The sequence below is a fragment of the Streptomyces sp. M92 genome, from assembly GCF_028473745.1.
GTDB lineage: Bacteria > Actinomycetota > Actinomycetes > Streptomycetales > Streptomycetaceae > Streptomyces.
This window is the reverse complement of sequence record NZ_CP101137.1, coordinates 5203701-5215245: the sequence shown is the minus strand read 5'-3', so window position 1 is coordinate 5215245 and position 11545 is coordinate 5203701. Positions and strand designations below refer to the sequence as shown.

The window sequence follows — 11545 nt, the reverse complement described above, 5'->3', positions numbered from 1 at the left end:
CGCGCCGTCGCGCCGTCGAACGCCGGTCGGGAGACACTCATGACCGGTTCATTTCAAGGAAGTTAGCGGGCTTGGTCCGAACCTGTAACCCCTTCCGCACAAGATCTCGATTCTTTTTCCCGTCGCGGGACAAAGTGGCCGGTGCACCGAGTGGAGGCGCACCAGCCGGTGGGTCACTCCACCGTCACCACCACGGAGTGCCATCCGTCCGCGCCGTCGGGGACGGTGCGGGTGCGCTTCTGGGTCTGCACCTCGCCGGTACGGTCGGTGGCCCGCACGGTGAGGGTGTGGCCGCCCTTCGTGGCCTGCCAGGCACAGGACCACTGGCGCCAGGTGTCGCGGGTGTCCTCGGCCGCGAGGGTGGCTTCCTGCCAGGGACCGTCGTCGACGCGGACCTCCACCTTGTCGATGCCGCGGTGCTGCGCCCAGGCGACGCCGGCCACCATCACGGCGCCCTCCTCCGGCCGCGCGAACGGCTTCGGCGTGTCGATCCGGGACTGCGTCTTGACCGGGGCCTCGCGGGCCCAGTCGCGCTTGACCCAGTAGGCGTCGTACGCGTCGAAGGTGGTCAGCTCGATGTCCTCGATCCACTTGCAGGCGGACACGTAGCCGTACAGGCCGGGGACCAGCATGCGGACCGGGAAGCCGTGGTCGAAGGGCAGGGGTTCGCCGTTCATGCCGACGGCGAGCATCGCGTCGCGGCCGTCCATGACGTCCTCGACCGGGGTGCCGATGGTCATGCCGTCCACCGAGCGGGCGACCAGCTGGTCGGCGGGGCCGCCCTTCGAAGGAGGCCGCACCCCGCACTCCTCGAGCAGGCCGGCGAGGCGGACGCCGATCCAGCGGGCGTTGCCCACATAGGGGCCGCCGACCTCGTTGGAGACGCAGGTGAGGGTGACGTCGCGCTCGATCAGTTCGCGGCGCAGCAGGTCGTCGAAGGTCAGGGTCTTCTCCCTGGTGACTCCGTCCCCGTGGATGCGCAGCCGCCAGGCGCCGGCGTCCACCTTGGGGACCACCAGTGCGGTGTCCACCCGGTAGAAGTCCGCGTTGGGCGTGATGAACGGGCTGACACCGGCGACCCTCACCTGTGCTCCCCGGGGCACCGCGGGTGCCCGTGAGGCGGGCGGCGGCAGGTCGATGTTCCTGCGGGAGGCCACGGCCTCCCGGCCGCCGGCGCCGTTCAGGGCCCGGCCCACCGCACCCGCCCCGGCCGAGGCGGCGGCAGCGGCGGTCGCCGCGAGGACGAAGCGGCGCCGGTCCCAGCCCTCGCCGGGCTCCTGCCCCGCGCCCCGGGGCACCGCCGGGAGGCGGCCGGCGAGGAGGTGCAGGAGTGCGGCACCGGCGAGCGCCCCGACGACGGACGGGAGGGTGTCGGTGAGGCTCGTGGAGTCGGGACGGCTGGTGGCGGCCGCCGCCCCGACGGCACCGAAGACCAGGACGCCCGCGGTCCCCGTACGCCGGTGGCGGGCGGCGAGGACGCCGAGGGCCAGGGCGAACAGGGCCAGGACGGTGAGGATGCCGAGCCGGAGGACCAGCTTGTCGTCGGTGCCGAAGGCGCGGATCGCCCAGTCCTTCACGGCGGCCGGGGTGCGGTCGATGGCGGCACCGCCGACCGCGACCACCGGACCGGCCTGCGGACGCACCGCCGCCGCCACCAGTTCGGCGACGGCGAGCGCGGCACCTCCTGCCAGGAGTCCGCTCAACGCCCCCAGCGAGAGCCGTGTGGTCGTCCGGGGGTTCCGCCGCGGTGCGTTCGCTTCGTCGCTCACGCCGGTAATCCGGGGCCGGGCACCGGGTGGATTGGTGCGGCGGTGACCGTCGCGGCCGTGGGAGGCCCGTGTCCCTGGCGGCTGCCGCGCTGCGCCGCCCGGGGACCCGCGGCACCGATCCGGTGCCGCGGGCCGGTGTCCGTGTGCGCGCCTACCGCGTACCCGGCCGGCCGAGGCGGGCCAGGACCGCGCGCATCGCGCGGCGCACGGCTTCGCGGGACTCGTCCGTCGGGTCGACGGTCTCGAAGGCGTGGTGGCCGTGCGGCACGTCCACCACCTCCACGTCCGCCCCGCCCTCCTCGGCCGCGGCGAGGAACTTCTCGACGGTGGCGGCTATCTCGGGCATCTCCAGTCCGACGCGCGTGAGGACGACGGGCAGGGCGCCGGCGTTCGCCACCGCGTCCGCCGGGTGGAACCGGCCGCCGGACAGTCCCCAGTTGGGCAGTGGCGCCAGGACCGGGTAGGTGGCCGCCAGGCAGCGCAGCCAGGACGGCGGCGCGTCCAGCCAGTCCGCCGCGATCGGGCCGCCGCCGGAGAAGAACCACAGCGCGACCCGGTCCGCGTCCACACGTGGGTCGGCCCGGACCCGCTCCACGGCGGCGGCCACGTCGGCGGCGGCCCGCTCGTAGTCCGACAGGTCGTGCAGACGGTGGTCGACGACGGCGCCCACCGCACCGCCCGCCGCCGCGCAGCGCGCGTACCCCGTCAGGGTCGGCCAGTCCCTCGGTGTGGGCCGTGCGTCGGCGGGGACCGGGCCGCCGTGCACGAACAGCACCGCGGGCCGTGGTTCCTCGGCCTCGGGCAGGTGCAGGTCGACGTTTCCGTGCCGCTCCCGCGGGGCTTCGGGGACGTCCAGCAGGAACGGCCGCAGGTGCGGGGGCGGTTCGGTCGCTTCGACGGGCTCCAGCCGGTGCCCCTCGCCGGCCGCGGCCCGCAGCAGTACGTCCGTCAGTCCGGCCGGGCTGGAGAGCATCGGCCAGTGACCGGTGGCCAGTTCGAAGAAGGTCACCCGGGGGTCGACCAGGGCCCGCAGCGCGGGATCGCCGAAGCCCACCATCATCTGGACCATCTCGATGCTCGTGCCGTTGCCGGTGCACAGCACGCCGGTGGTGGGCACCGAGGCCACCGCACCGGTCAGCCGGAGCGGCTGGAGCAGGGTGCCCGTCGGCTGCGGCGCGGCGAGGGCGGTGAGCCGGTCCAGCGCCGGGCCGGGCACGCCCTCGGTGCTGCCCCACAGGCGCCACTCGTCGTGGGTGGCCGGCGGCGGCAGCACGTCGTCGGCGTCCGCGTCCCCGGCCGCCGCGGCCAGCCGCTCGCGCAGGGACTGGTCGGGCACCGCGGCCAGGGCCGGGACGCCGTCGCCGGGCATGCCCGAGTCCAGGTAGACGATCCGGTCGACGCGCGGGGCCCTCCGGTCGGCGGCGCCCAGCGCCGGGTGGATGCCGTAGTCGTGGCCGACCAGCACGATCTTCCGGTCCGTCGCGTCGATCGAGTCGATCACGGCGAGGACGTCCGCGATGTGGGTCTCCAGGTCGGTGCGGGTCCCCGCCGGGCCGGGCGGGCCGTCGAGCCCGGTCAGGGCGACCGCGTGCGCTTCGGCGCCCGCGGCGGTCAGACGGGCGGTCGTCTCCTGCCAGACGTGGGTGCCGGTGAACATGCCCGACACCAGGATGAAAGCGGTCATGGTCTCTCCTCCGTACCTCGGCGGTCCGGCCCGGTCACCGGCCCGCGCTCGCCGGTACGGTAGAAACTCCCCCTGAGGGAGGTTCAAGTGATCACGTCGTCCGACGGTCTGTGCGGCATCGGGGACCTGGCCGCCCGGGCGGGCGTCACCGTGAAGACCGTCCGCTTCTACTCCGACCGGGGCCTGCTGCCGGAGGCCTCCCGCAGCGCCGGCGGGCACCGGCGGTACGGCTCCGACGCGCTGGGCCGGCTGCGCCTGATCCGTTCCCTGCGCGCGCTCGGCCTGTCGGTACCCGAGGTGCGCCGGGTCCTGGCGGAGGAGGACGCGGCGGGCGGCGAGGGCGGACGGGAGGGTGGCGCGCTGGAGGACGCGGTCGCCGGGCGGCTGCGCGAACTCGGCTCCGAGATGAGGGCCTTGCGCTGGCGGGAGGCGGCCCTGCGCCTGGTGCAGGAGTGTCCGCCCGGGCAACGGGCCGAACGGCTGAACCTGATCGGGGCGGTGTCCATGCCGCCCAGCACGGAGCCGCTGGTCCGGTTCTGGCGGGGCTGGCTGCCGCCGCGGATGCCGGCCCGGTCGGTCCGGGCGTTCCTGGAGGTCGCCGTACCGCAGCCGCCCGAGGACCCGGCTCCGGCCCAGGTCCTCGCCTTCGCCCACCTCAACGCCCTCGCCCTCGCGCCGTGCCCCGGCACCGCGCGGCCCCAGCCCGAGGCGCACCGGGCCGCCGGTGCCCGGGGAGCCGCCGTGCTGTACGCGGGACTGGCGGAGGCGTACGAGCTGGCGGGTGTCCAGATGCGGCGGGGCCGGGACCCGCGGCCGGGGGAGGCGCTGGACGGCTTCGTCGACGCGTACACCAGCGCGTACGGAATCCGGGACAGCCCGGAGTTCCGGCTCCGGCTGGCCGGGCAGCTCGCGGCCGACCCGCGGATCGACCGCTACTGGGACCTGGTGACCGAGGTCGTCACCGAGCCGGGCCGCCGGCCGGAGCCGACGCCCGGTTCCGCCCACGACTGGCTGTACGCGGCCCTGGTGGCGCAGACGGGAGCCCCGTCGCCGCCGGCGGTGTGACGTCAGGGGACGTCGCCGCGCCAGTCGAGGCGGCGGGGATCGCCCGGCCTCGGCGCGTACGCGGAACGGCCGCCCGGACCGTAGCGGCCTATCTCCGTGGCCAGTGACACGCCCCGGGCGTACTCCTGCTCCGACAGGTCCGTGACGTCCAGGAGCAGACCGTCCAGCGGACCGCCGACCAGTTGCGCGTATGCGCGTCCGGGGCGCGGTCCGGGGTCGTCGTGCTCCGCTCCGTAGACCCGGCCGCGCATGAACTCCACCTCATCCATGCCCCGCAGCCTCGCATCCGCCACTGACAACGGCGGCACAGTGGCTCAGAACGGTGGCTCGTCGAACAGCTCCAGCAGGCAGCGGGCGCCCTCCGCCGCCACCTCGGCACCCGCGGCCCCGGACCCGGGGAAGACCCTGCCGTACGCGCCGGCCCGGTGCAGGGCGCTCAGCCGCCAGGCGAGGACGAGCGCGCGCCGCAGCTCCCGGGTGGTCCGGCCGGAGCCCGTCCACGGCTCCAGGTAGGCGTCGCGCAGGCGCGGCAGTACGTGCGGGCCGTGCCGCTCGCGGGCACGGCGGGCGGGGACCGCCAGGCTGCAGAAGGGGTGGGAGACGACGGCGTCGCCCCAGTCGAAGACGGTGAACGCGCCCGGCCCGGGGTGGAAGAGCTGGCCGTCGTGCAGGTCGGCGTGGTCGAGGGAGTCCGGGACGCCCAGGGCGTCGAGTTCCGCGCACCAGTCCAGGAGGCGGGGGCCCAGGCGGCGGAGCCGGTGCCGTTCCTCCGGCTCCAGCGGCGTGTCGTCGAGCCGGTCGAAGACGCCGGGCAGGGCGGTGACGGGCGTGCCGGGGACCCCGAGCCGTTCGATCTCCCGCGCGCGGGGCGTCAGGGCGTGCTGCAGGGCCGCGTACCGGCGCAGGAGCCCTTCCCACGCTTCGGGGCCGGCGCCCCGGCGGTCCAGTACGTCCCGCAACAGCGGTCCCCCGTCGGGCAGCAGGGACCAGCCGCGGACGGCGTCCACCGCGAGCGGTTCCAGGACGTGCCCCGGTGCCCAGCGGGCCAGCGCCGCCGTCAGCAGGCCCTCGAAGGCACTGGCCGGCGGGTTCGCCTTGAACCAGACCGCGTCGCGCCCCTCGACGGACAGCCGCGCCAGGACGGACCACGGCCGTGACCGCACCCGCCACTCCCCCGTCGGGCGCACGCCCAGGGCGGCGAGCGAGGCCGTCACCCAGTCGAGGACGCCGGCCCGCCAGACGTCGTCGTCCCAGGGCGTCACCGCGTCCTGGAACCGCCCGCGGTCCACGGTCGCCGAGATCTCGCTGCGCATCCGGTCATCCCAGCACCGTGCGTCCCGGGCGGCCAGCGCTTTTCGGGCCGCCCGGCAGCGAGAGGGTGGCAGAATCCGGCCGTGAGCCAGGCATTGGGCGAGGGATGAGGGGTGAGGCAGTGCACCGTGTGGTGGTCTACGTACGTCCCGGACTGCTGCCGATGGAGCTGGGGATCGTGCACCGTCTGTTCGGGACCGCCGTCGACGACGCCGGCCGGCGGCTGTACTCGGTGCTCACGTGCGCGTCCGAGCCCGGCGAGATCGCCACGGACACCGACTTCAGTGTGAACGTCGCGCACGGGCCGGACGTACTGGAAGGCGCCGACACGGTGGTGGTGCCGGCGGCCGTGGAGGACTACGCGCCGCAGGAGCGCGGGCGGCTCGCCGCACCGGTGCGCGCGGCCCTGGAGCGGATTCCCCCGACGGCCCGGCTGGCGTCCATCTGCACCGGTTCGTTCGTGCTGGCGGCGGCCGGGGTGCTGGCGGGGCGGCGGGCCACGACGCACTGGAAGTCGTGCGCCGAACTGGCCGCGCTCTACCCGGAGGTGGACGTCGATCCGGACGTGCTCTACACGGACGACCGTGGTGTGCTCACCTCGGCCGGTGTCGCCGCCGGGATCGACCTGTGCCTGCACATGATCCGCGGCGACCACGGCGCCGAGGTGGCGAACACCGTCGCGCGCGGCACCGTGGTGCCACCGCACCGCGAGGGCGGCCAGGCCCAGTACGTCGACCGCCCCATCAGGCAGGCGGACGACTCGACGACGGCCGCCGCCCGCACCTACGCGCTCCAGCGGCTGGGCGAGCCCCTCACCCTGCAGGACCTGGCCCGGCAGTCGGCGATGAGTGTGCGGACCCTCAGCCGGAGGTTCCGGCAGGAGACCGGGGAGACGCCGATGCAGTGGCTCGGCCGGCAGCGTCTGGACTACGCCCGGCGGCTGCTGGAGCGCGGCGACGAACCGGTGGACCGCGTCGCCGCCCTGGCCGGCTTCGGCACCGGTACGGCGATGCGCCAGCACTTCCGTGAGGTGCTCGGGGTGTCGCCGCGGGCGTACCGCAACACGTTCCGCGGCGGCGCGTAGGGGCGGCGGCGTCCGGGCCGGCCGGTTCCGGCCGGCCCGGACAACAGCGGATCAGGCCAGGTCGAACCGGTCGAGGTTCATGACCTTGACCCAGGCGGCGACGAAGTCGTGGACGAACTTCTCCTTCGCGTCGTCGCTCGCGTAGACCTCGGCGAGGGCCCGCAGCTCGGAGTTGGAGCCGAAGACCAGGTCGGCGCGGGAACCGGCCCACTTGACCTCGCCGGTGGCGGCGTCGCGGCCCTCGAACGTGGTCTGGTCCTCGGACGTCGCCTTCCAGGTGATGCCCAGGTCGAGCAGGTTGACGAAGAAGTCGTTGGTCAGCGAGCCGGGCGTCCGGGTGAGGGCGCCGAGCTGGGACTGCTGGTGGTTGGCACCCAGCACGCGCAGGCCGCCGACCAGGACGGTCATCTCCGGAGCGCTCAGGGTGAGCAGGTTCGCCCGGTCGAGCAGCAGGAACTCGGCCGGCAGCCGGTTGCCCTTGCCGAGGTAGTTGCGGAACCCGTCGGCGGTCGGCTCCAGCGCCTCGAACGACTCGGCGTCGGTGTGCTCCTCCGTCGCGTCCACGCGGCCCGCGGTGAACGGGACCTCCACCTGGTAGCCGGCTTCCTTGGCGGCCTTCTCGACGGCGGCACAGCCGCCGAGGACGATCAGGTCGGCCAGGGAGACCTTCTTGCCGCCGGCGCCGGAGTTGAACTCCTCCCGCACCCCTTCGAGGACGCGCAGGACCTGCGCCAGCTCGTCGGGCTCGTTGACCTCCCAGCCGCGCTGCGGCTCAAGGCGGATGCGGGCGCCGTTGGCGCCGCCGCGCTTGTCGCTGCCGCGGAAGGTGGACGCCGAGGCCCACGCGGTCGACACCAGCTGCGGGACGGACAGACCGGACTCGAGGAGCTTGGTCTTGAGGGTCTCGATGTCCTCGGCGTCGACGGCCTCTCCCTCGGGCTCGGGCAGCGGGTCCTGCCAGACGAGGGTCTCCTCGGGGACCTCCGGGCCGAGGTACAGGGACTTCGGGCCCATGTCGCGGTGGGTCAGCTTGTACCAGGCGCGGGCGAAGGCGTCCGCGAACTCCTCCGGGTTCTCGTAGAACCGGCGGGAGATCGGCTCGTAGACCGGGTCGTAGCGCAGCGACAGGTCGGTGGTGAGCATCTTCGGGCGGTGCTTCTTCGCCGGGTCGTGGGCGTCGGGGATGATCTCCGGGGCGTCCTTGGCGACCCACTGGTGTGCGCCGGCGGGGCTCTGCTCCAACTCGTACTCGTACTCGAAGAGGTTCTTGAAGAACCCGTTGCCCCACTGGGTCGGGGTGGAGGTCCAGGTGACCTCCAGGCCGGAGGTGATGGCGTCCGCGCCCTTGCCGGTGCCGTAGGTGTTCTTCCAGCCCAGGCCCATCTGGTCCATGGAGGCGGCCTCGGGGTCGTCGCCGACGTGGTCGGCCGGGCCGGCGCCGTGGGTCTTGCCGAAGGTGTGGCCGCCGGCGATCAGCGCGACGGTCTCCTCGTCGTTCATCGCCATGCGGCGGAACGTCTCCCGGATGTCGCGGGCGGCGGCGATCGGGTCCGGGTTGCCGTTGGGCCCCTCGGGGTTGACGTAGATCAGGCCCATCTGGACCGCGCCGAGCGGGTTCTCCAGCTCGCGGTCGCCGGTGTAGCGCCGGTCGTCGAGCCAGGTGGTCTCGGGACCCCAGTAGACGTCCTCCTCGGCCTCCCACACGTCGGCGCGGCCACCGGCGAAGCCGAAGGTCTCGAAGCCCATCGTCTCCAGGGCGACGTTGCCGGTGAGGACCAGCAGGTCGGCCCAGGAGATGCTCTGGCCGTACTTCTTCTTGACCGGCCACAGCAGGCGGCGCGCCTTGTCGAGGTTGCCGTTGTCCGGCCAGCTGTTGAGCGGGGCGAAGCGCTGCTGCCCGGCGCCAGCGCCGCCGCGGCCGTCGCTGATGCGGTAGGTGCCCGCGCTGTGCCAGGCCATACGGATCATCAGGGGGCCGTAGTTGCCGAAGTCGGCGGGCCACCAGTCCTGCGAGGTGGTCAGTACCTCGGCGATGTCGCGTTTGACGGCCTGGAGGTCGAGCGCCTGGAAGGCCGCCGCGTAGTCGAACTCCTCACCCAGCGGGTTGGCCACGGCGGGGTTCTTGGCGAGGATCTTCAGGTTGAGCCGCTCCGGCCACCACTGACGGTTGCCGCCGCCCTGGGTGGGGTGCGGGGCACGTCCATGGGCGACCGGGCAGCCGCCCGTCTCCTCCGTCTTCGCGTCGGTGACGATGGCGTCGTGGTTCTCGGACATGGGAATCCTTCCGAACGGGGCGGATCAAGGTGCTGGGGAACTGCGGGTGGTGGAGCAGTCGGGGCACAGGCCCCGGTAGATGACCTCGGCCTCGTCTATCGAGAAGCCGTGGTCGTCGGAGGCGGTCAGGCAGGGCGCCTCGCCGACGGCGCAGTCGACGTCGGCGAGAACGCCGCAGGACCGGCACAGGACGTGGTGGTGGTTGTCGCCCACCCGTCCCTCGAACCGCGCCGGGCCGCCGGGCGGCTGGATGCGGCGCACGAGTCCGGCCGCGGTGAGCGCGCGCAGCGCCTCGTACACGGCCTGGAGGGAGACGTGGCCCACGCGGCGGCGCACCCCGGCCGCGATCGCCTCGGCGTCGAGGTGATCGCCCCGCCGGACGGTCTCGAGCAGCGCGGCACGGGCGGCGGTCACTCGCAGTCCGGCTCCGCGCAGTTGGGAGGCGACGGCCGGGTCCCGGGATGCGGTCATGGCGGTGAACCTACTCCCGCAAACACGAACGACTCAAGGAAACGAACCGATCCATTTCGGTGACCGTCCGGTGCCGGTGTGCCGCCGCCGTGTCCGGCCTGCCGGGTCGGCCCCGGACGATCGTGTAGACAACGTGGGTGGTGGGCACCGGCAGGGAATGCCGTGTCCCGGCACGACCCGACAACAGGAGTGAGTGATCAGCCCGTGCTGTTGAAGACGTTCCGCTGGGCCTTCGCCGCCACCGCCCTCGGTCTGGTCCTGGGAGTGCTCTACGACGGGTGGACCGCCTTCGGCCTCGTGGCGATCCTCGCCGTGCTGGAGGTCTCCCTGTCGTTCGACAACGCGGTGATCAACGCCGGGATCCTGAAGAAGATGAGCGCCTTCTGGCAGAAGATCTTCCTCACCGTCGGCATCCTGATCGCCGTCTTCGGCATGCGCCTGGTCTTCCCGGTGGTGATCGTCGCGATCAGTGCCCGGCTGAACCCGTGGTCGGCGGTCCATCTGGCCCTCACGGACAAGCAGCGCTACCAGGAGCTGGTGACGGACGCCCATCCGTCGATCGCCGCCTTCGGTGGCATGTTCCTGTTGATGATCTTCCTGGACTTCGTCCTGGAGGACCGGGAGATCAAGTGGCTGGGGTGGCTGGAGCGCCCGCTGGCCAGGCTCGGCAGGGTCGACATGCTGTCGGTGTGCGTGGCGCTGATCGTGCTGCTGGTCTCCGCGCTCACCTTCGGCGCCCACGCCCACCAGCACGGCGGCACCCACGTCGACAAAGCGGAGACGGTGCTGCTCGCCGGTGTCGGCGGGCTGATCACCTACATGGTCGTCGGCGGCCTGTCCGGCTTCTTCGAGGAGCGGCTCGAACGGGAGGAGGAGCGCGAGCGGGCCGCCGAGGAACGGGCGGCGCGCGGCGGCGGACCCCGCTCGGCCGTGGCCCTGACGGGCAAGGCGGCGTTCTTCATGTTCCTCTACCTGGAGGTCCTGGACGCGTCGTTCTCCTTCGACGGCGTCATCGGCGCCTTCGCCATCACCAACGACATCGTCCTGATGGCCCTCGGCCTCGGCATCGGCGCCATGTACGTCCGGTCCCTGACCGTCTACCTGGTCCGCCAGGGCACGCTCGACGACTACGTCTACCTGGAGCACGGCGCCCACTACGCCATCGGCGCCCTCGCCGTCATCCTCCTGGTGACCATCCGGTACGAGATCAGCGAGATCGTCACGGGCCTCATCGGCGTCGTCCTGATCGGGTCGTCGTTCTTGTCCTCCGTCCGCCGCAACCGGGCCCTGGCCGCGGCGTCCTGACCCCGCGTCCGGCGGGCCGCCGGATCGCCGTACCGCGGGTCGGGGGACCGAACGCGTGCGCTACATTTTGCGCGCTGCGTCTCGCACCACCCCGACCACGCTTTGACCACGATCACTCACGATCCCTGACGCTACGGAGCCGGCAACCCCATGAGCGACATCGTCAACGGACTCGGCCGCGCCACCGCCTACGGCGGTCTCGGCCTGGTCCTCCTGGTCCTCGGCATCGTCCTGGTCGACGTGCTGACGCCGGGAAAGCTCGGCCGGCTGATCTGGGAGCAGCGCAACCGCAACGCGGCCGTGCTGCTCAGCTCCGCGCTGCTCGGCATCGGCGGCATCGTCTTCACCTCCATCTGGACGACGTACGAGGACTTCGGCAAGGGCCTGGTGTCGACCGCGGCGTTCGGGCTGCTGGGGCTCGTGATGATGGCCGTGGCCTTCCTGGTGGTGGACCTGATCACGCCGGGCCGGCTGGGCGCGACGCTGGTCGAGCCGGAGCCCCACCCCGCGGTGTGGGTGACGGCCTCCTGCAACGTCGCCGTGTCGGCCGTCATATCGGCGTCCATCGCCTGACGCCCGGCC

The 11545-nt window shown here is 73.3% G+C and carries 10 protein-coding genes; 4 read left to right on the top strand and 6 right to left on the bottom strand.

Features of this window, described 5'->3' with window-relative positions; genetic code table 11:
* Positions 1 to 173 precede the first annotated feature (173 nt).
* Together M6G08_RS23525 and M6G08_RS23520 are read right to left on the bottom strand one after the other, a co-directional pair.
* A complete protein-coding gene (locus tag M6G08_RS23525) occupies positions 174 to 1769 on the bottom strand; it encodes a molybdopterin-dependent oxidoreductase (RefSeq protein ID WP_272589147.1) in 1596 nt (531 codons plus the stop codon).
* A 151-nt stretch (positions 1770 to 1920) separates the two neighbouring features.
* Positions 1921 to 3453 (bottom strand): alpha/beta fold hydrolase, encoded by a 1533-nt coding sequence (locus M6G08_RS23520; protein ID WP_272589146.1) that lies wholly within the window; start codon positions 3451 to 3453, stop codon positions 1921 to 1923.
* An 87-nt stretch (positions 3454 to 3540) separates the two neighbouring features.
* Between M6G08_RS23520 and M6G08_RS23515 the strand changes: the two genes are divergently transcribed.
* Entirely contained in the window at positions 3541 to 4518 is a 978-nt protein-coding gene (locus tag M6G08_RS23515; RefSeq protein ID WP_272589145.1) for a MerR family transcriptional regulator, read from the top strand.
* A 2-nt stretch (positions 4519 to 4520) separates the two neighbouring features.
* On the opposite strand, the gene M6G08_RS23510 is transcribed toward M6G08_RS23515, so the two are convergent.
* Entirely contained in the window at positions 4521 to 4787 is a 267-nt protein-coding gene (locus M6G08_RS23510) for a hypothetical protein (RefSeq protein ID WP_272589144.1), read from the bottom strand.
* 45 nt (positions 4788 to 4832) lie between these two features.
* Positions 4833 to 5831, bottom strand: a complete 999-nt coding sequence (locus M6G08_RS23505; protein WP_272589143.1) for a phosphotransferase — start codon at positions 5829 to 5831, stop codon at positions 4833 to 4835.
* A gap of 119 nt (positions 5832 to 5950) precedes the next feature.
* On the opposite strand from M6G08_RS23505, the gene M6G08_RS23500 reads away from it, so the two are divergent.
* Positions 5951 to 6913, top strand: a complete 963-nt coding sequence (locus M6G08_RS23500; protein WP_272589142.1) for a GlxA family transcriptional regulator — start codon at positions 5951 to 5953, stop codon at positions 6911 to 6913.
* 51 nt (positions 6914 to 6964) lie between these two features.
* On the opposite strand, the gene katG is transcribed toward M6G08_RS23500, so the two are convergent.
* Together katG and M6G08_RS23490 are read right to left on the bottom strand one after the other, a co-directional pair.
* Positions 6965 to 9187, bottom strand: a complete 2223-nt coding sequence (katG, locus tag M6G08_RS23495) for a catalase/peroxidase HPI (RefSeq protein ID WP_272589141.1) — start codon at positions 9185 to 9187, stop codon at positions 6965 to 6967.
* A gap of 24 nt (positions 9188 to 9211) precedes the next feature.
* Positions 9212 to 9658, bottom strand: a complete 447-nt coding sequence (locus M6G08_RS23490; RefSeq protein ID WP_272589140.1) for a Fur family transcriptional regulator — start codon at positions 9656 to 9658, stop codon at positions 9212 to 9214.
* Between the two features lie 204 nt (positions 9659 to 9862).
* Here M6G08_RS23490 and M6G08_RS23485 point away from each other — a divergent pair, with 204 nt between their 5' ends.
* Together M6G08_RS23485 and M6G08_RS23480 are read left to right on the top strand one after the other, a co-directional pair.
* On the top strand, positions 9863 to 10963 hold the full coding sequence (locus M6G08_RS23485) for a DUF475 domain-containing protein (protein ID WP_272589139.1): 1101 nt from the start codon (positions 9863 to 9865) through the stop codon (positions 10961 to 10963).
* A gap of 150 nt (positions 10964 to 11113) precedes the next feature.
* Entirely contained in the window at positions 11114 to 11536 is a 423-nt protein-coding gene (locus M6G08_RS23480; RefSeq protein WP_272589138.1) for a DUF350 domain-containing protein, read from the top strand.
* The last annotated feature ends 9 nt before the right edge of the window (positions 11537 to 11545 follow it).

Excerpts from the sequence above, each read along its gene's own strand:
- M6G08_RS23520 (WP_272589146.1), bottom strand. The coding sequence starts at position 3,453 with ATGACCGCTTTCATCCTGGTGTCGGGCATGTTCACCGGCACCCACGTC.
- M6G08_RS23510 (WP_272589144.1), bottom strand. The coding sequence starts at position 4,787 with ATGGATGAGGTGGAGTTCATGCGCGGCCGGGTCTACGGAGCGGAGCAC.
- M6G08_RS23505 (WP_272589143.1), bottom strand. The coding sequence starts at position 5,831 with ATGCGCAGCGAGATCTCGGCGACCGTGGACCGCGGGCGGTTCCAGGAC.
- katG (WP_272589141.1), bottom strand. The coding sequence starts at position 9,187 with ATGTCCGAGAACCACGACGCCATCGTCACCGACGCGAAGACGGAGGAG.
- M6G08_RS23490 (WP_272589140.1), bottom strand. The coding sequence starts at position 9,658 with ATGACCGCATCCCGGGACCCGGCCGTCGCCTCCCAACTGCGCGGAGCC.
- M6G08_RS23480 (WP_272589138.1), top strand. The coding sequence starts at position 11,114 with ATGAGCGACATCGTCAACGGACTCGGCCGCGCCACCGCCTACGGCGGT.